The organism is Bartonella sp. MU70NMGDW (genome assembly GCF_042194085.1).
Taxonomy (GTDB): Bacteria; Pseudomonadota; Alphaproteobacteria; order Rhizobiales; family Rhizobiaceae; genus Bartonella; species Bartonella grahamii.
This window is the reverse complement of record NZ_JBHIMK010000017.1, coordinates 1-24,555: the sequence shown is the minus strand read 5'-3', so window position 1 is coordinate 24,555 and position 24,555 is coordinate 1. Positions and strand designations below refer to the sequence as shown.

Below are 24,555 nucleotides of genomic sequence, written 5' to 3'. Positions count from 1 at the left end.
GTTGGTGATATCGAAGATGAACATGATAATGTCGACAATGCTATCGTACGTGAACCAAACAATAAATGGCTCGTTGATGCAAGAACTGAACTAGAAGATGTGGAGAAAGCTCTTGGTCCTGATTTTATCGTAGGGGAATATGGTGATGATGTTGATACGATTGGTGGTTTGATCGTCTCCATTCTTGATCGCATTCCTGCCAAAGGTGAAATTGTCGAAGCTGTACCTGGTTATAGATTTCGTATTTTAGAAGCTGATAAACGCCGGATTAAGCGATTGCGTATTTTTCGCATTCCAAAAAATGAGAATCTTGAGAACAATGTCATCCCTAAAGAATAGTCCAGCGTTTTTAAACAATTTTATCGTTTTTTTGTCCTCTGTTACCGGTTGGAAGCGCCAAGCATGGATATTTCTCTGTGGTGCTCTTACTTCTTTTGCACTTCCACCCTTTTATTTGACACCTCTTTGCTTTTTAACTTTCCCTCTCTTTATTGTTTTGCTGGACTCAATACGGGACGCAAAAAACAATAAAAAACATTTTTTTACTTACGCTTTAAGCTGTGGAACCTTTGGTTTTAGTTATTTTATTTGCGGACTTTGGTGGCTATGCAATGCTTTGTTAACAGATCCAGATTCTTTTGGTTGGGCAGTCCCATTAGCCATTTTAGTTCCTCCACTCTACCTTTCTCTTTATTGGTTTTTTTCTGGTTTCATTGTCGGTTTATTATGGACAAAAGGAATAGCACGCTTTTTTGTTTTAGCCTTTGCATTAGGATTGTCCGAGTGGTTGCGTGCGTTTTTATTCACAGGATTTCCATGGAATGCTCTTGGCTATACAGCCATGCCAACCCCAATGTTCATGCAATCTGATGCAATCGTGGGACTTTACGGAATGAATATTCTTGCTGTCTTAGCCTACAGTTTGCCAACTGTTTTATTAACAAATGAAAAAAAGAAAGTGGCACTCTCTCTTTGCTTATCACTTATATTCATTCACAGTGGTTTTGGGTTTTATCGTCTTCATACTATAGAAAACACAGCTAAAAATCAAAAAAGTTCTTATTGGGTGCGCATTGTTCAACCTTCCATCCAACAAAATATAAAATTGCGTGATAATACACGAGAAGCTATGTTGGAAGCGCACATGAATCTAAGTGCAATGCCAACAACCGATCAAAATTCAGAACCCGATTTTATCGTATGGCCCGAAGCTTCCGTTCCTTACCTTCTCTATGATAACTCATCTATCACAATGCGCATTGCCTCTCTTTTAAAACCTAAACAATGGGCTATTATCGGAGCAATACGAGCCAGCAATGATCTACCTCATTCCCAAACACAATATTTTAATACAATTGCAGTCATTAATGCTCAAGGTAATATTTTAAATACTTCCGATAAACTTCATTTGGTTCCTTTTGGTGAATATCTTCCTTATCAGAATTTATTGAAAAAAATTGGATTGCGTACCCTTGCCGATAATATTGGTGGATATAGTGCTGCAAGTGTGCGCAAAATTGTTACAATGCCAAACGGATTTTCTTATCTACCCTTGATTTGTTATGAAGCAATATTTCCTCATGAAATGACTTTTAAAGGCTCCCCGCCTCAAGCAATTATTAATATTACAAATGATGCATGGTTTGGTGTAACACCAGGACCCTATCAACATCTTCAACAAGCACAACTTCGTGCCGTTGAACTCGGAATCCCCCTCATACGAGCAGCCAATAACGGAATATCAGCTGTTATTGATTCTTATGGACGAATCGTTGTAGCTCTTCAACAAAATGCTGTGGGCATTATTGATTCACAAGTTCCATCATCCATTACCCCTATAGGAAGCAATGAATACAGAACTTTCTCTACTTTTATCTTATTCATCCTTATGCTATTGTGTCGTGTTGGTTTTGGTTCTACAAAACAGCTTAAATGATTCAAGTGCCCTTTGTACGGTATTATGTTGCGTTTACCAGTAATATTGGGAAAAAATATTACATATTATTTTAATTATATGATAAATCAGCTGCGCATAAATATGATGTTGGTTTAGAGTAAAAGTGCTGGAAATAAAGAGTTGCATTATGACCGAAACTAGAAAAAAACCTGACCCTATAGATATCTATGTTGGAACTCGTATCCGCTTACGTCGTAATATTTTAGGACTCACTCAAGAGAAACTAGGTGAAAAATTAGGAATTACTTTTCAGCAAATCCAAAAATATGAAAAAGGAACAAACCGTATTGGTGCCAGTCGTCTTCAAGCGATAGCGGAAATTATGGATGTTCCTGTTTCTTACTTTTTTGATAAAGGTATTACCTCCCAACAAGTAGAGGGTTTTTCTGAAAATGATCACAATTTTATAGACTTTTGTTCTAGCAGCGAAGGGATTCAGCTCATGCGCGCTTTTACAAATATATCTGATGCTAAAGTGCGTCGAAAAATTATTGATTTGGCAAAAGCACTTTCTGAGGAAGATTTGACAAATAAGCTATAAATTTAAATTATATCTTTTCTCTTTTATTCATATAAATTTTCATTGACGATTTGCTGTAGAATTAGCAGATCGTGACAACTTTAGTAAGCAATTAATTAAATCGTTGATTTTCTTTTTTGAAGGAGTTCCTATGCCGCATCAAGATTATCTTTTTACGAGCGAATCGGTATCGGAAGGACATCCTGATAAAATTTGTGATCGTATTTCCGATGAAATCGTTGATATGATCTATAAAGAAGCTGAAAAGACTGGTACTGATCCATGGTTAATACGCGTTGCCTGTGAAACTCTCGTCAGTGTCAACCGTGTTGTTATCGCTGGTGAAGTGCGTGTCCCCGATACGCTATTAAAAAAAGATAAAAATAAAGAATTTATCTATGATGAAACTGGCTTTCCACTCATTAATCCTACGCGTTTTCGTACAGCAGCGCGCCGTGCTATTCGGACCATTGGCTATGAACAAGCAGGATTCCATTGGAAAACTGTTAAAATTGATGTTCTTTTGCGCCCTCAATCAGCTGACATAGCAAGAGGGGTTGATAATGCTACGGATCGGCATGGTGAAGAAGGAGCAGGTGATCAAGGCATCATGTTTGGATATGCTTGCCGTGAAACACCTGATTTCATGCCTGCGCCAATTTATTATGCGCATAAAATTCTCAAACTTCTTGCCGCAGCCCGTCATAAAGGAGAGGGAGAAGCTGGAAAATTAGGACCAGATGCTAAAAGCCAAATAACCATACGCTATAAAAATGGAAAACCGATAGAGGTCACATCCATTGTTCTTTCAACTCAGCACCTCGATGAAAGCTGGGATTCCAACAAGGTACGTACAGTGGTTGAACCTTACATTCGTCAAGCTTTACATGACATTCCCATTGCAGCTCAATGCAGTTGGTATATTAACCCAACAGGAAAATTTGTCATTGGTGGTCCTCAAAGCGATGCCGGATTAACAGGACGCAAAATTATTGTGGATACTTATGGAGGCGCAGCACCCCATGGAGGCGGTGCTTTTTCAGGAAAAGATACAACAAAAGTTGATCGTTCTGCAGCCTATGCGGCACGCTATCTGGCTAAAAATATTGTTGCGGCTCATTTAGCAGAGCGATGCACCATTCAACTCTCTTATGCAATTGGTATTGCACAACCTTTATCTATTTATCTTAATCTTCATGGAACAGGAAAAGTCGATGAAAAAGTTATTGAAGAAGCCATTCGCAAAATAATGGACCTTTCACCTACCGGCATTCGAAAACATCTTGACCTCAATAAACCTATTTATGCGAAAACAGCTGCCTATGGTCATTTTGGGCGAAAACCAAAACACGATGGTTCGTTTTCATGGGAAAAAACTGATCTCGTGAAAACCCTTCAAACAATGATCCAAATTCCATGATTAAATATAATACACGCAAGAGTGAAGCATTTTTTGGACGCCGACAAGGAAAACGATTACGAAACTGTCAGCTTATCCGTATAAAAACGCTTCTCCCAACTCTTAACATTGATTTAAATGTCCCTCCTCCCTCAAACCTTACATCCTTATTTTCAAGCAAAGTAAGAGAAATTCGACTTGAAATCGGCTTTGGTGGAGGTGAACATTTACTTCATGAAATGGAATATTTTCCACAAACCGGTTTTATTGGCATCGAGCCCTTCATTAATGGCATGGCAAAAATGTTAATGTCTCTTGAACAGCATGCACAGCATCAAAATCATCTCCGACTCTATGATGATGATGCTACACGCCTCCTTGATTGGCTCCCAAATGCATCACTCGATGGAATAGACCTTTTCTACCCTGATCCATGGCCTAAAAAAAAGCATTGGAAACGACGCTTCATCAACATAAAAAATCTTAATCGTTTTGCGCGCGTTCTTAAAACAGGCAAAAAATTCCGCTTTGCTAGCGATATAGACAGTTATGTAAACTGGACTTTGTACCATTGTGCACAACATGATCACTTTGAATGGAAAGCAGAAAGCCCTCAAGACTGGAAACTCCCTTATCCACTATGGAAAGGAACCCGCTATGAAGCAAAAGCTTTACGCGAAGGACGAACACCTGCCTATCTTACCTTTATCAAGAAATAAATGATCAAGCGCTTTTCTCATAAACAACTTGAAAAATTTTGAATTTAAGAGTATCAATAGTTAAATTCTTGGTCTTATGATGAAGGGTGGGCCGTTGGACCCGCTCTTTTTTAATATCATAAAACTGATGAAACCAACTTGGATAAAATGTATGAACGAAGCTGAAAAAATAAGCAATCTTGACGAACCACGCCTGTTTGAAGAAGATGGTATCGAAGCACAGGTTGCTGCTCTTGTCATACCACTACTTAAACCTTTAGGTTTTCGTTTGGTTCGTGTGAAACTTCTTGGTCAAAATGGTTTAACACTTCAAATTATGGTTGAACGTGCCGATGGTTCTATGACCGTAGAAGATTGTGAAACTGTTAGTCGAACTGTTTCCCCCCTCCTTGATGTACAAAATGTTATTGAACGCAAATATCATTTAGAAATCTCATCACCTGGAATTGATCGTCCATTGGTAAGAAAATCTGACTTTTTTCATTGGCAAGGGCATCTTGCAAAAATTGAAACCAAAATAACAATTGATGGGCGCCGAAAATTTCGCGGGACACTTACAAATATCACGCAAGATGGATTTATTTTAAACACTGATAAAGCTGCTTATGGAGAAGCCATGTATACCCCTATTTCCTTTTGTGATATCATAAATGCGCATTTAGTGCTTACCGATGAGCTTATTCGCGATGCATTGAAAAAAAATAAAGAGTTAGGTCAACAATTCATTGCTGAAGAGAAAGCTAACGACTCTATACAGACGCTCAATTTCAAAAAATAATATCACTGGGAAATACCCATCGTGTGGCACAAAGAAGGAGAAAATTGATGGCTACAAGCGCTAACAGGCTTGAGATTCTGCAAATTGCAGATGCTGTTGCACGTGAAAAGTCAATCGACCGTGAAATTGTCATTTCTGCGATGGCTGATGCTATTCAAAAAGCAGCACGTTCTCGTTATGGTCAAGAAACAAATATCCGTGCTGAAATCAATTCTAAAACAGGTGAAATTAAATTACAGCGCCTGCTTAAAATCGTTGATGTCGTTGAAGACTATACAACGGAAATTACTTTGTCTGATGCTCTTAAACATCAAGCAGAAGCAAAAATTGGTGATTTTTTTGCTGATCTTTTACCTCCTATGGATTTTGGACGTATCGCAGCACAATCTGCTAAACAGGTTATTGTACAAAAAGTACGCGACGCAGAGCGTGATCAGCAATATGAAGAATTCAAAAATAAAGTTGGTGAAATTATTTCTGGTACAGTTAAGCGTGTGGAATATGGTAATGTTATCGTTGATCTCGGACGTGGTGAAGCTATTGTGCGCCGTGATGAATTAATTCCTCGTGAATCATTCCGCTATGGAGATCGTATTCGTGCTTTTGTCAATGATGTACACCGTGAAACGCGTGGTCCGCAAATTTTCCTTTCACGCACACATCCCCAATTTATGGTAAAACTTTTCACTATGGAAGTGCCAGAAATTTATGATGGTATTATAGAAATCAAATCTGTTGCTCGTGATCCAGGTTCACGGGCTAAAATCGCCGTTGTTTCACGCGATGGTTCCATTGATCCTGTTGGAGCATGCGTTGGAATGCGAGGAAGTCGTGTACAAGCTGTTGTTGCTGAATTACAAGGCGAAAAAATTGATATTATTCCTTGGTCGCCTGATGCGGCAACATTTGTCGTTAATGCACTGCAACCTGCTGAAGTTTCTAAAATCATCCTTGATGAAGATGCTGAACGGATTGAAGTTATTGTGCCAGATGATCAACTTAGCCTTGCTATTGGACGACGTGGACAAAATGTTCGCTTGGCTTCGCAACTAACAGGATGGAACATTGATATTTTAACGGAAAAGGAAGAATCTGAAAATCGTCAAAAAGAATTTACTGAACGGAGTAAATTGTTTATGGAAGCCTTAGAGGTTGACGAAATGATCGGACAAGTTATGGCATCAGAGGGTTTTTCTTCTATTGAAGAAATCGCCTATATTGATCTTGAAGAGATCGCTTCTATTGATGGTTTTGACCATGATACCGCCGCTGAAATCCAAAGTCGTGCCCGAGAATATCTTGATCATCAAGAAAAAGAACTCGATGAAAAACGCAAAAAGCTCGGAGTTTCTGACGAATTGCGAACACTTCCTGGAATGACAAGTGCTATGTTGGTTGCTGTAGGTGAGGATGGTGTAAAAACAATAGAAGACTTTGCTGGCTATGCCGTTGATGATTTAGCTGGTTGGAGAGAACGCAAAGAAGGTCAAACACAGAATTTTTCTGGTATTTTAACCCCTTTTGACATTACACGCGCGGATGCAGAAGCTATGGTTTTAGCCGCACGTGTACAAGCAGGCTGGATAGACCAAGCTGATCTTGTTACAGAAAATCCTGTAGAAGATGAAAATTCTGCAGAAAATGAAAAAACAGATGATTTGGATGTGGATACACTTTAAATGAATGAACGGACTTGCATTGTGACCAGAAAAAATGCTTCAGCACAAACGCTGATCCGTTTTGTTATTGGTCCCAATAACCAAATTGTTCCTGATCTTAAAGCGAATTTACCAGGGCGTGGCGTTTGGATTTCTGCCCATCACGCTATTATTGAGAAAGCAATCAAACAGAAAGCTTTTCATAGAAATTTTAAAACAGATGTTGAGGTTGCGCCAAATCTTGTGCATGTTGTTGATACGCTTTTACTAAAAGCCGCTCTTTCAAGCCTTTCCATGGCACGAAAAGCGGGAGCAATTGTTATGGGAGCAACAAAGGTTGATGCTGCTATCCGATCTGGTAAAGTTATTCTTGTACTTCATGCTAAAGAAACAACAGATGATGGGAAACGAAAAATTGCACAGGCCATCCATTCAATACAACAACAAACAAATCGGACTATAAAAACCATATCTTTATTTACAAGTGATGAAATGCGAGTGGCTTTTGGCTCTAATCCTGTAATGCACGCGGCCTTATTGGATACAAAAGCTGCCGAAGGATTTCTCAAAACGACATATAAATTGATCAGCTATCGTGACGACAAGCATAGTAAGCCTAGTGAGATGACGGCACAAGCCGTGAAGGAAATACAATGAGTGAAAATAACAACGACAAAACAACAGTCAAGAAGACACTAACTCTCAAGAGGTCTGTCTTGGAAACGAGCACGGTCAAACAAAATTTTAGTCATGGCCGTACGAAGGCTGTCGTTGTCGAAACCAAACGGCGTAAAATTACGCGACCTGATGAAAAAGCTGAAACCCTGCAGCCCATTACAAAGCCGCACGTGGCCTCCCAGCGTTCTAAACCGCGTTTTGAGAGGAAAAAACCTCAAGAATCTGTGGCCAAAAGCAATCTTTCATCGACTGAAATGGAAGCGAGACTTCGCGCGTTAGAAGAAGCACATATCCAAGAAAGAATAACGCGAGAACAAGCCGAAGAAGAAGCAAGACGCGCTAAAGAGCGTGAAGAAATTTTACAGCAAGAAATTAAAGAAAAAGAAATACATCTCCAACAAGAAGAAGAAGAAATATCACCAATACAGACTCCACCTGTTCCCCCTCTCATTGAACAGACAGCTATTCCTATTGCGCCTAAAAACACAACCGTGGTTGAAAAACGCAAAATAGATGAAAATAAAGAGGAAGAACGGCATAGTCGACGTGCTAATCCTGCTAAATCAGAAATACGTGTACCAAAAGTTGTCAAAGGAGCTGATGAGCGGCGACGCGGAAAGCTAACTCTGAATAGTGCACTGGATGAAGAAGGAAGCGCACGTGGACGCTCAATGGCTGCAATGCGGCGTAGACAGGAAAAGTTTAAGCGTGCACAAAATCAAGAACCAAGAGAAAAAATTTCTCGCGAAGTTGTTCTTCCTGAAACGATTACCATTCAAGAGCTCGCACAACGTATGACTGAGCGTTCTGTTGATGTGATTAAATTCTTGATGAAACAAGGACAAATGATGAAACCTGGCGATGTTATTGATGCAGATGTTGCCGAACTCATCGCTGTTGAATTTGGCCATACTGTTAAACGTGTTTTAGAATCTGACGTAGAGGAAGGTATCTTTAATATAACAGATAATCCTCAAAACATGCAGCAGCGCCCTCCTGTTGTAACCATTATGGGCCATGTTGACCACGGAAAAACTTCTCTTTTGGATGCTATTCGTAAAGCAAATGTTGTTTCTGGCGAAGCAGGAGGTATTACGCAGCATATTGGTGCCTATCAAGTAGAACAAAACGGTCAAAAAATTACCTTTATTGATACACCAGGACATGCTGCATTTACGGCTATGCGTGCACGTGGAGCTCGTGTTACCGATATTGCTGTTCTCGTTGTAGCCGCTGATGATAGTGTTATGCCCCAAACGATTGAATCAATCAATCATGCGAAAGCCGCTGGTGTACCTATCATTGTTGCTATCAACAAAATTGATAAACCAGCTGCGAATGCACAAAAAGTGCGTACAGAACTTTTACAACATGAAGTATTTGTTGAAACTATGGGCGGAGAAACTTTGGACGTTGAAGTTTCTGCTAAAACTGGTCAAAATCTTGATAAACTTCTCGAAGCTATCCTTCTTCAAGCTGAAATGCTTGATCTGAAAGCAGATTCTCAACGAACTGCAGAGGGCGTTATCATTGAAGCCAAATTGGATCGCGGACGTGGATCTGTTGCAACAGTTCTTGTTCAAAAAGGTACATTACACCCTTCTGATATTATAGTTGCCGGAAATGAATGGGGTCGTGTGCGTGCTTTGATTGATGACCATGGTCGCCATATTAAAGAAGCGCTCCCCTCTACACCGATTGAAATTTTGGGCATGCAGGGAACACCTCAAGCTGGTGACCGTTTTGCTGTTGTTACGCATGAAGCAAAGGCACGTGAAATTTCTGAATACCGTCAACGATTAGCACGTGATAAAGCTGTTGCGCGGCAAACTGGTTCGCGTGGTTCTCTTGAACAGATGATGACAAAATTGCAAACGATAGGTGTTAAGGAATTTTCTCTTATTATAAAAGGGGATGTGCAGGGATCAATTGAAGCAATCGCTTCAGCATTGGAAAAACTCGGAAATGATGAGGTTCGTGCGCGTATTGTACATTCTGGTGCGGGAGGAATTACCGAAAGTGATATTTCTCTTGCGGAAGCTTCTAATTCTGCTGTAATTGGTTTTAATGTTCGAGCCAATAAGCAAGCACGTGATTTTGCTAAAACACAAGGAATTGAAATTCGTTATTACAACATCATTTATGATCTTGTTGACGATATTAAGGCTGCCATGTCTGGATTACTCTCACCAGAACAGCGTGAAACTTTCCTTGGTAATGCTGAAATTCTAGAAGTCTTTAACATTACAAAAACTGGAAAAGTTGCAGGATGTCGTGTTACAGAAGGTAAAATAGAACGAGGAGCCGGTGTTCGCCTTATCCGCGATAATATCGTTATTCACGAAGGAAAGCTGAAAACACTCAAACGCTTTAAGGATGAAGTCAATGAAGTGCAAAGTGGTCAAGAATGTGGAATAGCCTTTGAAAATTATGAAGACATGCGCGCAGGAGACATCATTGAGATCTTCCGTATCGAACATATTAATCGCACATTATAAAATAATCCAATAACTTTACTCTGTTGTAAAATGAAGAAAGTTATTAGGTTTTATACACAATATCTCTTTTTCCTTATCTAAATGGTTAAAAAAAGAGATCTTGTAGCAAGGATAAAACTTTGATGAAAAATGCAAAGCCCTCACAACGGCAACTTAGAGTAGCAGAGCAAGTACGTCATGCAATAGCGCATATATTACAGCGTGATATTTTGCTTGATGATATCTTGAAAGATATTGTTATTTCTGTCTCTGAAGTACGCATGTCACCAGATTTAAAAATTGCTACTTGCTTTGTATCACCTCTCAGCACTCTTAAAAATGCTTCTCATACCGATGTTGTTGATACCCTCAATAAACATAGTCGTTTTCTCCGTGGAGAAATCAGTCACGCGTTGCGACAAATGAAATATATGCCAGAACTGCGTTTCCGACTTGATAATAGTTTTGATAATTTTTCAAAAATTGATGCCCTCCTTCGCTCGCCTGAGGTTGCACGCGATCTTCACCATAGTGATAAAGATGAGGATTAAAGATATGGTGCGGCAACACAAAAAAAAAGGGCGTCCTGTTTCTGGCTGGGTCATATTTGATAAACCAAAAGGAATGAAATCAACAGAAGCTGTCTCACAAATCAAATGGCTCTTTCATGCACAAAAAGCAGGACATGCGGGTACGCTTGATCCTCTTGCTTCTGGTCTCCTTCCCATTGCATTGGGCGAAGCAACCAAAACCGTCCCTTACGTAATGCAAGGCAAAAAAACTTACCGTTTTCATATCGCTTGGGGAGAAGAGCGTTCAACAGATGATCTAGAGGGCGAAATAACGAAAACTTCTCTCAAACGTCCAACACAAGAAGAAATACTTGCTCTTCTTCCTCAATATACAGGTATTATTTTGCAAACACCTCCACAATTTTCAGCAATCAAAATTGCCGGAAATCGTGCCTATGATTTAGCCCGTGAAGGAGAAGTTGTTGAAATTCCGCCCCGTGAAGTCGAAATAGAAACTTTCAAATTATTAGAAATGCCTACCAAAGAGCACTCTGTCTTTGAAATAACCTGCGGAAAAGGAACTTATGTGCGCTCTTTAGCACGCGATATGGGACGTGATCTAGGTTGCTATGGGCATATTGCTGATTTAAGACGTATTTCCGTCGCACCTTTTGATGAAGAAGATCTCATTACATGGGACGAACTAAAAGCGGCCATTCCGCTAAATAAAAACACTACAGATGAGAATAATCGTTCTTTTGAAAAAAACTTCACAACACTTGATGAGCTCTTAATTGAAACAAGCGCCGCATTGGATTGCCTCCCTCACTATATCCTTAATGAAACTCAAGCGCAGAGAGTTATAAAAGGCCATTCTATCCTCTTAAGTCATCACAAAGTACCTCTTGACGAAGATGAGATTTTTGTCCTCTATAAGGAACAACTTCTTGCCATTGGCACCCTCGACAAAAGTTTATTTAAACCGAAGCGGATTTTCACAATTTAATCGATTATTTTCCACAACCACCTTTTGCGGAAAGATATTTTTCTTTATCAATTAAGAAAAATATGGTGCTTTTCATTGTCTATATTTACCGTATTCATATCAAAATTTAAGTCAGTGCTATAAGCTAACACCACCACACACTTTTTCCTCTTAATGTCGGAACAATCCTTGCGTTTGAAAGGATTCATAAGAGGCTTTTTATTTCTTATTCAATCGTTTTTTACTCACACTTTAACCCTCATTTGTAATGTGCAAGCGAAGATTTAGACTGATTTACTCTAAATAGATTTGAAACGAGAAAAGCTTGAGATTTTTAAGACTATCACTCAACATGAAAAACGACAAATAATCATTATAAATCAATTTATTAACCACTTAAACAGCAATTTTTTGTTATGATTATGCTAACAAATCGATCGAAATAATATTAACGTATTTAATATTTTACAAAAACTGTTTTAACCCTAAGGGAGATGATCAGAGGAGGCTTTTAAAAGCATCTCATTGGCTTGGGGTATTGTTTGGCGTTCAATCATACGGTGCACTCTTATGCCGTTAGGAGCACAATTTAAATGACGCAAACGCTTATTGACTTCTGCATCCGCTTTTGTACGACGATGATTATGGCGTAAATAATCTACCCATGTCGGCATATGATAAGCCTCTGTCCAATATTCAGGTCTTTCAAGATCTCGTAAAAGAACCCACTGACGCGCACCATCACGTAACCGGATATGGCGTCGACGCGTCATCACTTTGAGAAACTCTTCGAGATCATTTTCATGAATTTGATAATCAATCATTATCATGATCGGGCCACTCCTTGCTTTGAGGTCGAGTAATAATTCCGGCTCTCTAAAATGATCAAGAGGATTTAAATCTATCTGAGGAATTTCTTGAATTCTAAATTTTACCCCCGCAAGAGCACCAAAAATCAAGAATAGAGAACAAATACTCAAAGCAATTGTTGGAGAATAACCATCAGCTAAGCCTCCCCAGATTGCACTTCCAATAGCCATCCCCCCATAAGACGCCGTTTGATAAAGTGCTAAAGAACGTGCAACAACCCAGCGTGGTGTAGAGAGTTGTACAGATGTATTAAACAATGATAATGCCAAAACCCAACATAAACCTGCAGGAAATAAAGCAATATGGCTTATAATTAGTGAACGGCTGATTCCCAATAAAAAGCAAGAAAAGGCGAAACCAATAAATGCACTTGCAATAATTGTTTCTGAACGAAAATGATGCCGTACAACTGCATTAATAATACCCGCTGTCATGGCTCCTAATCCAAAACAACCGAGCAATGTACCATAAAGAAGGGCACTTCCTCCAAGAACTTTATGCGCAACAATTGGCAAAAGTGCTAAAATAGAAATAGCTCCTATACCAAAAAGGAACGCTCGAACCATAATACTCAGGAGATTAGGTGACATCGCAACATAACGCAAACCATCTGAGACAGCTCCTAACAGCCTTTCTCGTGGCAATGAGTTTTTTTTATAATTCGACTTCCAGAAAAATAACGCACCGATAAGAGGAATATAGCTTATAGCATTAAACAAAAAAGCAGCAGATGCCCCCAAAGTTGCAATGATGGCACCGCCAATAGCAGGACCAACACTCCGCATCAAATTAAAGCCTACACTATTCACACTAACAGCAGCAGGAATATTTTCCCTGCTCACAATATCTCCTATCGTTGCTTGCCAAGAAGGATTATAAAAAGCTGTGCCACATCCAATCAAAAACGTAAAACATAACAAAAGCCAAGGTGTTAGAAATCCCATATAGGCCAAAACAGATAAACTCATGGATATGACCATCATCATAATCTGCGCACACAACATAATTTGACGCCGATTAAAATTATCCGCTAATGCCCCTGCCATCAAAGAAAACATAACAAGTGGTAATGTTGTGGCACTTTGAACAAGCCCAACCATGGAATGCGAAGAACTAATCAACGCCATTAACCACCCTGCTCCAACAGCCTGTATCAGCCCTCCTAAATTAGAAATAAGAGTAGATGACCATAAATTTCGAAATACCGAATTACGAAAAAGTTTTAATGTTGAAATGCTCTGCATCTTTTTCCTCCAAATCGGTATTTATCACTTTTATTACCACGCACGCGCTCATAATCTTTGTATCAAAAGGATGCATAATTCTTTAAAAAACTTCTCATAAAACTCTATTTAAATCAATATTTCAAAACAAAAGCTTTTATTTAAAGAAAGAATTCAAAATGCTGTCAAGGACTAGTATTTTAACCTTCTTTCCTATATAAGGACGAAAACAGGTAAGAGTCTTAGACTTTTCTTGCTTCCTCACAGACCCTTGCTGAACGACATCTCGGCTATGGGTGACTTTATGTTTCTTCGTTTTTGGAAAGGATAATACGATGTCGATTACAGCTGAACGTAAACAAGCTCTTGTCGCAGAATACGCAAATAAAGTTGGTGATACAGGATCACCAGAAGTACAGATTGCTGTACTTTCTGAACGTATTTCTAATTTAACAAACCACTTTAAATCTCACAAAAAGGATAATCATTCTCGTCGTGGTCTTTTGAAGATGGTGTCTCAACGTCGGCGCCTTCTTGATTATCTTAAAGGAGTTGACCAAAATCGTTATCAGACACTTATCAAGAAGTTAGGTTTGCGTCGCTAAAAGAAAAATGGTGGTGGTGTTAAAAAAACCACCTATTTTTTCAACGTGTTGCTTTTAATTAAAAAATTTAAAAACTGGCAAGTTATTATGGGATAGGACTGCTCATCGTTTCGCATTTAAGGCAGTTTACTTCTCTCTTCTCGTAACAAAGATAAAAAGTATGTTGTCCACCCAGAGCTTGGAAATATGCTACGCAAAACCAGAATGTGAGCAATCAAAGATTTAAACACTGGTCATTAAGGATAAAAAATGTTCAAAACGCACAAGATAGAAATTGAATGGGCTGGGCGTCCTCTCACCCTTGAAACAGGGAAAATAGCACGTCAAGCTGATGGTGCAGTGATTGCTACCTATGGAGAAACTATTGTCTTAGCAACCGTTGTATCAGCCAAAAGTCCAAAACCAGACCAGGATTTTTTTCCACTCACTGTTAATTATCAAGAAAAATCCTATGCTGTTGGTAGAATACCTGGAGGCTATTTAAAACGTGAAAGTCGACCAAGTGAAAATGAAACTTTGGTTTCACGTTTGATTGATCGCCCAATTCGTCCCCTTTTCGTTGAGGGGTATAAAAATGATACACAAGTTATTGTTTCCGTTATACAGCATGATCTCGAAAATAATCCCGATATCCTTGCGATGATTGCATCTTCTGCTGCATTGACCCTGTCAGGTGTTCCTTTCATGGGGCCTATAGCTGGTGCCCGCGTTGGCTATTGTAATGGACAATATGTTCTCAATCCTCATATCGATGAAATGCCCGAATCAAAACTTGATCTTGTTGTTGCTGGAACAGAAAGTGCTGTTTTGATGGTTGAATCAGAAGCACAAGAGTTACCAGAAGATATCATGTTGGGTGCCGTGATGTTTGGTCACAAAGGCCTTCAACCTGTCCTTGATGCCATTATAAAGCTTGCTGAAGTTGCTGCAAAAGATCCTCGTGATTTTGTTCCTGAAGATCTTTCTGAACTTGAAAAAGCAATGCAGAAAATGGCAGAACAGGATATACGAAAGGCTTACACAATTACTGATAAGCAAGAACGTTATGCTGCAATTGATGCACTAAAGACAGAAATCCTCAATAAATTTATGCCCGAAACAGAAGAAGACTGTAAGTTTAGTGCAGATCAAATTGCAACCGTATTTAAACAGTTGCAAGCAAAAATTGTTCGCGGGAATATTCTTGATACCCAAAAGCGGATTGATGGACGCAATCTTTCTACCGTGCGCCCTATCCAATCAGAAGTAAGTATTTTACCCCGCACACATGGATCAGCACTCTTTACCCGCGGAGAAACACAAGCTATTGTCGTTGCAACACTAGGAACTGGTGAAGATGAACAATATGTTGATTCCTTAACGGGAATGTATAAGGAAACATTCCTTCTCCATTACAATTTTCCACCATTTTCAGTGGGTGAAACGGGACGCCTTGGTTCTCCTGGTCGTCGTGAAATTGGACATGGCAAATTGGCATGGCGAGCAATTCACCCCATGTTGCCAACGAAAGAATCTTTTCCTTATACCATTCGTGCTGTCTCAGAAATCACTGAATCCAATGGATCTTCTTCTATGGCAACGGTTTGTGGGACCTCACTTGCTCTCATGGATGCCGGCGTTCCTCTAGCACGCCCTGTTGCTGGTATTGCTATGGGCTTGATTAAAGAAGGAGAACGCTTTGCTGTTCTGTCTGATATTTTAGGGGATGAAGATCATCTTGGAGATATGGATTTTAAAGTTGCAGGAACAGAAAATGGTATTACTGCCTTGCAAATGGATATCAAAATTGATGGTATTACCGAAGAGATTATGAAAATCGCGCTTGAACAAGCCAAAGGTGGACGAATCCATATCCTCAATGAGATGGCGAAAGCTTTAACCAGTGCACGTGCTGAGCTGAGTGAATTTTCTCCACGAATCGAAGTTATGAATATTTCTGTCGATAAAATCCGTGATGTTATCGGCTCTGGTGGTAAAGTTATTCGGGAAATCGTGGAACAAACTGGAGCAAAAATTAATATTGAAGATGATGGTACCATTAAAATTGCTTCTGCTGATGCTAAAACCATTGAAGCAGCAAAACGCTGGATCCATTCTATTGTCGATGAGCCTGAAGTTGGTGCTGTCTACCAAGGAACAGTTGTGAAAACTGCAGAATTTGGTGCATTTATAAACTTCTTTGGTTCTCGTGATGGACTCGTTCATATCTCTCAGCTTGCATCAGAACGCGTCACCAAAACAACCGATATTGTGAAGGAAGGTGACAAAGTTTGGGTTAAATTAATGGGCTTTGATGAGCGTGGAAAAGTTCGGTTATCAATGAAGGTTGTTGATCAAAAAACCGGAAAGGAAATCACCGGTGATAAAGCGATGAATGAAGAAAAGTGCGTGGATGAAAAAAAACAACCTGAAAATAAGCGCCGCCGTAAGAAAAAAGAAGAGTAAGTTTTTCCTCTTATCGTATCATGAAATGCCATCCCAACATTGGAGTGGCATTTTTCTTTGAAAGAGTCATATGTGTTATTATTTTTGCCTTTTGAAAATCATGAACTCCCATATCCTGATCCAAACCAATGTTGGTTAAGTTTCGGTTTAACAGAAATCCCAGCTCCAGAATGGGCACATAATTTAAAAGTTATTACGCCTTGGCGACCAGATTTTTTAAAATTTGTCGATACTCAATTTCACTGCTCTCCCCAAATAGATAAAACCTTCAGCTATGATGGTGCATTTTTACATTTGAGCAAATATCGTGGTTTTAACCAAAATTGTTTTTTTGATTTATTAGAATGCGTTAAACCCAATGGATGGATTGTAATCAGTGGGAATAAAACTGCTGGTGCTGCTTCAATGATGAAGTGGGTCAAAACGATTGTTCCTATCACCAACAAATTGTCTAAAAATCATGGTCTTGTATTTTGGTTGCAAGTTCCTCAACAAATTGAGAGACATAACGTTTCACAATTGCGCTCACCATCGCTCACTTTTGGTAAATTTCAAACCACTTCTGGTATGTTCTCACACGGACGTATTGATCCGGGATCCGCTGCACTTGCTTCTTATATGCCCAAAGTTATTTCTGGAAAAACGGCTGATTTTGGTGCTGGATGGGGCTATCTTTCTCACGTTGCGCTTGAAAGAAGTGAAAAACTCACCGCTCTCGACCTTTATGAAGCAGACTATAACGCTTTGAGAGCAGCAAAACAGCACCTTAAATCCATAACAGCTCCTTTTTCAATTCATTTTTATTGGCACGACCTTGTGCATGAACCTATCACAAATCTGTATGACACCATCATTTCAAACCCACCCTTTCACACGCAACAAACGACAGATATTTCATTAGGAAAAAATTTTATTATAAATGCTGAAAAGTGCCTAAAACCAGGCGGCAGTCTGCTTTTTGTTGCAAACCGCCACCTGCCTTATGAAACATTATTAAAAAATATTTTCCGCACAGTGTTGATACATGAACAAGCCCATGGTTTCAAAATTATCGAAGCACGCAGATAAACAGAACAAGCTATAACTCTAAAGAATAAAACGTGAAAGATCGATATCAGCAGCAAGCTCACCAATAGATTTTCTCACATAAGCGGCATCAATTGTAAACGATGTTCCAGCTTTATCAGGTGCCGTGAAAGAAATTTCATCCAAAACGCGCTCCATCACTGTTTGCAAACGACGTGCCCCTATATTTTCAATCCTTGCATTTAAATCTACAGCAATATCTGCTAAAGCATCAATTGCATCATCGGTAATTTCCAAATGAACCTCTTCTGTTGCCATAAGAGCAATATATTGTTTAATCAAACTAGCTTCTGGTTCCGTTAGAATGCGCCGTAAATCTTCTCTTGTTAAAGGGTTGAGCTCCACACGGATGGGCAAACGTCCTTGAAGTTCCGGTAATAAATCAGATGGCTTAGAAACATGAAATGCACCTGAGGCAATAAAAAGAATATGATCTGTTTTGATTTGCCCATATTTTGTACTAACCGTTGTTCCTTCAACCAAAGGCAAAAGATCACGTTGAACGCCCTCACGCGAAACCGCAGCACTAGCTCCACCATCCCTAGTTGCAATTTTATCAATCTCGTCAATAAAAACAATCCCGTCATTTTCAGCAACACGAAGCGCTTCTTGAATAATTTGATCCTGATCAAGGAGTTTTTCAGATTCATCATCAATGAGCGGCTTAAAAGCATCCCTTACTGTCGTCTTACGGACTTTTGTACGACTGCCCATTTTGCCCAAAATATCTGATAAATTCATAATACCCATTTGTGCCCCAGGCATACCAGGAATATCAAAGGTTGAAGCACTATTGCTATTATTATCAGCGACTTCAATTTCAATCTCTTTCTCATCCAATTCACCTTCACGCAATTTTTTGCGAAAACTATCACGGGTAGCGGGACTGGCTGTTTTACCAACAAGGGCGTCTAAAACGCGCTCTTCAGCATTCACGTGAGCCTTTTCTTTTATTTCATCCCGTTTCTTTTCACGCACAAGAGAAATGGCAATTTCAACAAGATCGCGAATAATTTGCTCAACATCACGTCCCACATAACCAACTTCAGTAAATTTAGTCGCTTCTACTTTAACGAAGGGTGCTCCAGAAAGTTTTGCTAATCGACGTGCAATACCAGTTTTACCAACACCTGTTGGCCCTATCATTAAAATATTTTTTGGCATAACTTCTTCACGCATCGGCTCCTCAAGCTGTTGCCTACGCCACCGATTGCGCAGTGCAATAGCTACAGAGCGTTTGGCATCATTTTGGCCAATAATAAAACGATCAAGTTCAGAAACAGTCTCACGAGGGGAAAATACAACACACATTTAAATAGCTTTCTCTAAAGAAGATAATTCTGCATCCAATGTTTCAATCGTAAAATGATCATTGGTGTAAACACAAATTTTAGCGGCAATAGCCATAGCTTTACGAGCAATAGTTTCTGCATCCAAGTCCAAATCCATGAGTGCACGCGCTGCTGAAAGAGCAAAATTTCCTCCAGAGCCAATTGCCATAACCCCATCCTCTGGTTCTAATACATCACCAAGCCCTGTTAGAGCCAAAGTTACTTTCTTATCAGCCACGAGCATCATTGCTTCGAGACGACGCAAATAGCGATCTGTTCGCCAATCTTTTGCAAGTTCTACACAGGCACGCATAAGCTGATCAGGATATTGTTCAAGCTTTGTTTCCAATCTTTCCAGTAATGTGAAAGCATCTGCCGTAGCACCAGCAAAACCAGCAATAACCACTCCGTTCTTTCCAAGACGACGCACTTTACGTGCATTACCTTTCATAATTGTCTGCCCAAGAGAGACCTGACCATCACCGGCCATCACGACTTTTCCACCTTTTCGTACCGTAATAATTGTTGTACCATACATTATGTCTGGCTTATGTTCTGTCATAAGGAGACTCCTTAATATTAACTTTACTTTTTAATATTGATTTCTTTTCATACAATGTAAAACTCAACTACTATTGTCCTATTTAAGAACATATACAGCAAAACACAATGATTCAGCATAACTCAATTTGTTGAAAATGGAAAAATGATATCATTGTTGTCAATGTAAATTACTGCTAAATAGCTTTATATAAACAGTTTGTGCCTTTTAGAGGAAAATTATGAAAAAAATAGCCATAGGGACCTTAGGTGGAACAATTGCAATGACTGCTGATCGTTTTGGTCACATGCAACCGACTTTAACTTCAGATAACCTCATAAAAAGTGTTCCTGATTTAAATAACGTTGCTGATATTCATGCACAAACATTAATGCAAATACCAAGTGGATCTTTATCGTTTCAAATTCTTTTTGAAATAATCGAGTGGGCAAAACAACAAATAAACGCTGGTGCAGAAGGTATTGTTTTAACACAAGGGACTGATACTCTGGAAGAAACAGCTTTTTTTCTTTCTCTTTATTGGAAGGAAGCTGAACCACTCATCATAACCGGCGCTATGCGCATGCCTCATGAAGCAGGTGCGGACGGCCCAGCCAATATTTTAGCAGCCACTCGTGTCGCAGCAGCTCCACAAAGTCGTAACAGGGGCGTTCTTGTTGTCATAAATGATACAATTCATTCACCTTATTGGCTTTATAAAAGCCATACCGTCAAAGTCGAAACATTTCAATCAGGTCTTGTAGGTATTTTAGGAACTATTTTAGAGGGAAAACTTATTTATTTCAATGATCAAAAACTTTTTCCGACAACGTTTGATCTCCCCCAAAACCACGATCATCAAATTGCACTCCTCTATTCCTCTTTATCATCTGATGCACAATTAATGAAACTATGCCTTGAAAGTGGGTATTATGCTGGAGTTGTTATTGCTGGTTTTGGTGCAGGACACTGTAGTTTTCAAGAAGCCGACCTTGTGCAACAATATGCACAAAAAATACCAATCATTATTGCTAGTCGTTGTTGTAATGGCTCAACAACTCGTATAACTTATGGCTATAAAGGCTCAGAAATCGATATGATTGCTTCTGGTGCTCTCATGTCTGGTTATTTATCAGCCGTAAAGGCGCGTCTACTTTTATGGGCGTTTTTATCGCAAGGGCACTCATTAGCACAAATCCGTGCAAACTGGAATGACTGGACTATAAGTTAATGAAAAATGATCTATTATCTTAAAGAAGAGAGCATGCAAAACAAAATTTATTTGAAAATCAAGCCGCTCATCTTGTCCACTTTTAATCGATTGCTGCGGCAAAAAATTCTCGTCCAATACAAATGATTGATACGACTATACAAAAAATTAATCAGGAAGATAATCTGGTCAAATGCGTTTCTGACCGATATTCACCCTATCGTGTTTTTACTGCACAAGAATGGTCAGAGTTTCGCGCAGACACACCTCTTACTTTGACTTTTGATGAAATTAAGCGTTTGCGCTCTATTGATGATCCTATCGATCTTAAAGAAGTCCAACGCATTTATCTTTCTTTATCGCGTCTGTTAGCATGCCATGTTGAAGCAGTACAGGAACTTTTTCACAAACGTCAGCAGTTTCTCCATCAAGAAGAGAGTAGAAAAACGCCCTTTATTATTGGAATTGCTGGTTCTGTAGCAGTAGGAAAATCAACCACGGCTCGCATTATTCAAGAACTGTTGAAACGATGGGCATCTAGCATTAAAGTTGATCTGATCACAACGGATGGTTTTCTCTATCCTAATGCAATCTTACAGCAAAAAAATCGTATGAATCGTAAAGGATTTCCTGATTCCTATGACATTAAGAAATTGCTGTGCTTTCTTTCGGCTATAAAAGCAGGTATCGGAAATGTTCGTGCCCCGCTTTACTCACATATGACCTATGATGTTCTAGAAAATCAGACAATTACCATTGATCGTCCTGATATTTTAATTGTTGAAGGTATTAATGTATTACAGGTCAGTGATCTTCCTAAAGATGGGAAAGCTATTCCTTTCGTATCAGATTTTTTTGATTTTTCAATCTATGTCGATGCCGAAACAGAAGTCATTCGTCACTGGTATTTGGAACGCTTTAAACGTTTGCGTAAAACAGCTTTTCAAAATCCTGAATCCTATTTTCATCGTTATGCCCAGCTCAGTGAAAAAGAAGCCTCAAAAATCGCTGAGGATCTTTGGCAAACAATTAATTTAAAAAATTTACAAGAAAATATATTGCCAACACGACCACGATCCAATCTCATTCTACGAAAAGGAAAAAATCATTTGGTCGAGTATGTCGCACTTAGACGACTATAAGGATCTCATAACTATGCAGCACTATCACATTCATTTTACCTCAACGCGTATTGATAACAGTTGCCCTATCATCTTGGTAAACCAAAGAACTCTTGCCAACTTATCACTTGATGCGTCAACAACAGCATGGATAAAAGTTAATGACTTTACTGGTAAAGCAGGACAAATACTCTTTGTTCCTCATGAAACGGGGCATTTAAAAAAAGTTTTATTTGGAATTGGCAATGGGAACGATCCCTTTATCACAGGACTGCTTGCTCAAAAACTTCCTGCTGGTCAATGGCATTTAGAAGGTACAACCTCTGATGAAATAAATGCCTATCTTGGATTAGCATTCGGTAGCTATCAATTTAATCGCTATCATCAAAATTCCTCTTTCAAATCATTGTCTATCCATGTCAATGAGGCCGTTGATCTTAATGAACTCCAACGAATTTATGAAGCTGTCTTTTTCGTCCGTGATCTCATCAATATTCCAGCCAATGATATGACCCCTGATGCTCTCGAAAAAGAAGTACGAAAACTAGGAAAAATCTACGGTGCTCATATCCAAAGTATTTGTGGAGATGATCTCTTAACCCATAACTTTCCGATGATTCATGCCGTAGGACGAGCAGGCAGTACTGCACCGCGACTGATTGAGCTACACTGGGGGAAAGAACATCATCCTAAAATAACGTTGGTAGGAAAAGGGGTAACTTTTGATACGGGAGGGCTCGATATTAAATCAGCCAATAACATGTTGCTTATGAAAAAAGACATGGGGGGTGGAGCAAACGTTTTGGGATTGGCTAAACTTATCATGGATGCCAAATTGCCTTTCCGTCTACGTGTTTTGATTCCAGCTGTAGAAAATGCAATTTCTGCGAATGCTTACCGACCAGGTGATATTCTAAAAAGTCGTAAAGGCTTAAGTGTTGAAGTAGGTAATACAGATGCTGAAGGACGACTTGTCCTTGCCGATACGCTCGCCTATGGTGATGAAGAAAGTCCACAATTCATGCTGTGTATGGCTACTTTAACAGGGGCAGCGCGTATAGCATTAGGACCAGATCTTCCCGCATTTTATTGTAATGATTCAATATGGGCACAACAAATTTCTGAATCTGCTCACGCTGTTTTTGATCCTCTTTGGCAAATGCCCCTTTGGAAACCTTATCAAGAGATGTTATCATCACCAATTGCTGATCTTAACAATGTAACTGGAAATAGCTTTGCTGGCTCTATAACGGCTGCTTTATTTCTTAATTCTTTTGTTGAAAAAGCTGAACATTTTGCGCATTTTGACCTTTATGGATGGGTTCCAAAAGAAAAACCAGGATACCCTATTGGTGGATCAGCACAAACTATTCGTGCCCTTTATAATATATTTAAAAATGAAGTTTGACACACAATATCCACAAAGATAGACAATTTTGCATCTTAAAGAATAATTGCAATCGTCTTAAACTGTGTTCTTAGTTTTGTTTGAGGATAAAAACCTTACCAATAGAGTTTTCATGAGTTTGTTTAAAAGTAAGAAGTAACAAAATGGAAGCAAAAAGATGATCTCTAAAGACCCAAGACTTTATGCATTCAGAAATGATCTAGCAGATCAACGTCTTGAAACAGAAATTACAGCCCAGCGCTTTGTTCAAGGTGAAAAAAGACGTGTTAATACAGCGGTCGCTGGACTTTTTAAAGAAAATAGTAAAAAAAGTGAAAGACAAACAGAATGCTTATTGGGAGAAGAACTTCTCATTTTTGAACAAGGGGAAACGATGTCGTGGGGACAATCCCTCAAAGATGGTTATGTTGGTTATATTGATACAACAGCCCTTTGTACATCAACTATAAAACAAACGCATATAGTTTCAGTACCACGTACATTTAAATATTTACACGCTGACTTACGTGGACCAATAGTGTCCCCATTATCTATGGGAAGCAAAGTCAGTGTTGTTGATGAAATTGAAGTCCGTGACACAATGTATTCTATTCTTGAAAATGGAACAGCAATCATTACAAGCCATCTCAGCCCCATTGGACGTGTATACGAAGATTATGTCACAGTTGCAGAAACCTTTATCCGTACACCTTATCTTTGGGGTGGTGTCAGCGGTTTTGGAATTGATTGTTCGGGACTCATTCAACTCTCTATGATGATGACCGATCAAATAGTTTTACGTGACACCGATATGCAGCAAGAAACTATAGGCAGTCCTCTTACAGATACTGATAAACTTCAACGAGGCGATTTAATTTTTTGGAAAGATCATGTTGCTATTATGGTTGATCATGAAAATATTATTCATGCAAATGGTTTTTCCATGGACGTTATGATCGAGCCACTGGAAGAGGCAATTACGCGTATCGCTAAAAAAAATCAATATCCCATCGCAAAACGTCGTCCAATGCAAGAAACTTAATACATGCCTCC

At 39.2% G+C, this 24,555-nt stretch carries 21 protein-coding genes; 18 read left to right on the top strand and 3 right to left on the bottom strand.

What is annotated here, in order from left to right:
* The 11 genes from ACFIKE_RS03100 to truB all read left to right on the top strand — a co-directional run.
* Window positions 1-339 (top strand): transporter associated domain-containing protein (locus ACFIKE_RS03100; protein ID WP_375648371.1); only part of this gene is annotated, 339 nt, incomplete at its 5' end.
* On the top strand, window positions 302-1,936 hold the full coding sequence (gene lnt / locus ACFIKE_RS03095) for an apolipoprotein N-acyltransferase (RefSeq protein ID WP_375625643.1): 1,635 nt from the start codon (window positions 302-304) through the stop codon (window positions 1,934-1,936). The genes ACFIKE_RS03100 and lnt, both read left to right, overlap by 38 nt.
* 148 nt (window positions 1,937-2,084) lie before the next feature.
* Window positions 2,085-2,498 (top strand): helix-turn-helix domain-containing protein, encoded by a 414-nt coding sequence (locus tag ACFIKE_RS03090; RefSeq protein ID WP_375648370.1) that lies wholly within the window; start codon window positions 2,085-2,087, stop codon window positions 2,496-2,498.
* Between the two features lie 130 nt (window positions 2,499-2,628).
* Entirely contained in the window at window positions 2,629-3,897 is a 1,269-nt protein-coding gene (gene metK / locus ACFIKE_RS03085) for a methionine adenosyltransferase (RefSeq protein WP_375648369.1), read from the top strand.
* Complete coding sequence (locus ACFIKE_RS03080) at window positions 3,894-4,595, top strand: tRNA (guanine(46)-N(7))-methyltransferase TrmB (protein ID WP_375626763.1); 702 nt, start codon at window positions 3,894-3,896, stop codon at window positions 4,593-4,595. The genes metK and ACFIKE_RS03080 overlap by 4 nt, the downstream gene beginning before the upstream one ends.
* A 127-nt stretch (window positions 4,596-4,722) precedes the next feature.
* Window positions 4,723-5,373, top strand: coding sequence for a ribosome maturation factor RimP (gene rimP, locus ACFIKE_RS03075; RefSeq protein WP_375626871.1), 651 nt, complete (start codon window positions 4,723-4,725; stop codon window positions 5,371-5,373).
* Window positions 5,374-5,420: 47 nt separating this feature from the next.
* Window positions 5,421-7,052 (top strand): transcription termination factor NusA, encoded by a 1,632-nt coding sequence (gene nusA / locus ACFIKE_RS03070; RefSeq protein WP_375625637.1) that lies wholly within the window; start codon window positions 5,421-5,423, stop codon window positions 7,050-7,052.
* Window positions 7,053-7,688: an RNA-binding protein gene (locus tag ACFIKE_RS03065; RefSeq protein WP_375648368.1), complete on the top strand. Its 636-nt coding sequence runs from the start codon at window positions 7,053-7,055 to the stop codon at window positions 7,686-7,688.
* Entirely contained in the window at window positions 7,685-10,207 is a 2,523-nt protein-coding gene (gene infB, locus ACFIKE_RS03060; RefSeq protein ID WP_375648367.1) for a translation initiation factor IF-2, read from the top strand. Before ACFIKE_RS03065 ends, infB begins: the two co-directional genes overlap by 4 nt.
* A gap of 122 nt (window positions 10,208-10,329) precedes the next feature.
* Window positions 10,330-10,737 (top strand): 30S ribosome-binding factor RbfA, encoded by a 408-nt coding sequence (gene rbfA / locus ACFIKE_RS03055; RefSeq protein ID WP_273787793.1) that lies wholly within the window; start codon window positions 10,330-10,332, stop codon window positions 10,735-10,737.
* 4 nt (window positions 10,738-10,741) lie between these two features.
* Window positions 10,742-11,704, top strand: a complete 963-nt coding sequence (gene truB / locus ACFIKE_RS03050; protein WP_375648366.1) for a tRNA pseudouridine(55) synthase TruB — start codon at window positions 10,742-10,744, stop codon at window positions 11,702-11,704.
* A gap of 464 nt (window positions 11,705-12,168) precedes the next feature.
* On the opposite strand, the gene ACFIKE_RS03045 is transcribed toward truB, so the two are convergent.
* Window positions 12,169-13,797 carry an MFS transporter gene (locus ACFIKE_RS03045; protein WP_375648365.1) on the bottom strand — a complete coding sequence of 543 codons (1,629 nt, stop codon included), beginning with the start codon at window positions 13,795-13,797 and terminating at the stop codon, window positions 12,169-12,171.
* Between the two features lie 314 nt (window positions 13,798-14,111).
* On the opposite strand from ACFIKE_RS03045, the gene rpsO reads away from it, so the two are divergent.
* The 3 genes from rpsO to ACFIKE_RS03030 all read left to right on the top strand — a co-directional run bounded on the left by rpsO (window position 14,112) and on the right by ACFIKE_RS03030 (window position 17,894).
* Window positions 14,112-14,381, top strand: a complete 270-nt coding sequence (gene rpsO, locus ACFIKE_RS03040; RefSeq protein WP_005774142.1) for a 30S ribosomal protein S15 — start codon at window positions 14,112-14,114, stop codon at window positions 14,379-14,381.
* Between the two features lie 249 nt (window positions 14,382-14,630).
* Window positions 14,631-16,826, top strand: coding sequence for a polyribonucleotide nucleotidyltransferase (gene pnp, locus ACFIKE_RS03035; protein WP_375628537.1), 2,196 nt, complete (start codon window positions 14,631-14,633; stop codon window positions 16,824-16,826).
* 72 nt (window positions 16,827-16,898) lie between these two features.
* Window positions 16,899-17,894: a class I SAM-dependent methyltransferase gene (locus ACFIKE_RS03030; RefSeq protein WP_375648364.1), complete on the top strand. Its 996-nt coding sequence runs from the start codon at window positions 16,899-16,901 to the stop codon at window positions 17,892-17,894.
* An 18-nt stretch (window positions 17,895-17,912) separates the two neighbouring features.
* Here ACFIKE_RS03030 and hslU read toward each other — a convergent pair whose 3' ends face one another.
* Together hslU and hslV are read right to left on the bottom strand one after the other, a co-directional pair.
* Window positions 17,913-19,223 (bottom strand): ATP-dependent protease ATPase subunit HslU, encoded by a 1,311-nt coding sequence (hslU, locus tag ACFIKE_RS03025; RefSeq protein WP_375648363.1) that lies wholly within the window; start codon window positions 19,221-19,223, stop codon window positions 17,913-17,915.
* A complete protein-coding gene (hslV, locus tag ACFIKE_RS03020) occupies window positions 19,224-19,805 on the bottom strand; it encodes an ATP-dependent protease subunit HslV (protein ID WP_012754621.1) in 582 nt (193 codons plus the stop codon).
* A 220-nt stretch (window positions 19,806-20,025) separates the two neighbouring features.
* Here hslV and ACFIKE_RS03015 point away from each other — a divergent pair, with 220 nt between their 5' ends.
* From ACFIKE_RS03015 to ACFIKE_RS03000, 4 genes are all read left to right on the top strand, one after another.
* The gene (locus ACFIKE_RS03015) at window positions 20,026-21,015 is read left to right on the top strand and encodes an asparaginase (RefSeq protein ID WP_375626744.1); all 990 of its coding nucleotides are present in this window, start codon (window positions 20,026-20,028) and stop codon (window positions 21,013-21,015) included.
* A gap of 122 nt (window positions 21,016-21,137) precedes the next feature.
* Window positions 21,138-22,136: a type I pantothenate kinase gene (gene coaA, locus ACFIKE_RS03010; protein WP_375625617.1), complete on the top strand. Its 999-nt coding sequence runs from the start codon at window positions 21,138-21,140 to the stop codon at window positions 22,134-22,136.
* A 13-nt stretch (window positions 22,137-22,149) separates the two neighbouring features.
* Window positions 22,150-23,523: a M17 family metallopeptidase gene (locus ACFIKE_RS03005; protein ID WP_375648362.1), complete on the top strand. Its 1,374-nt coding sequence runs from the start codon at window positions 22,150-22,152 to the stop codon at window positions 23,521-23,523.
* 157 nt (window positions 23,524-23,680) lie between these two features.
* Complete coding sequence (locus tag ACFIKE_RS03000; protein ID WP_375625613.1) at window positions 23,681-24,544, top strand: NlpC/P60 family protein; 864 nt, start codon at window positions 23,681-23,683, stop codon at window positions 24,542-24,544.
* Window positions 24,545-24,555 lie beyond the last annotated feature (11 nt).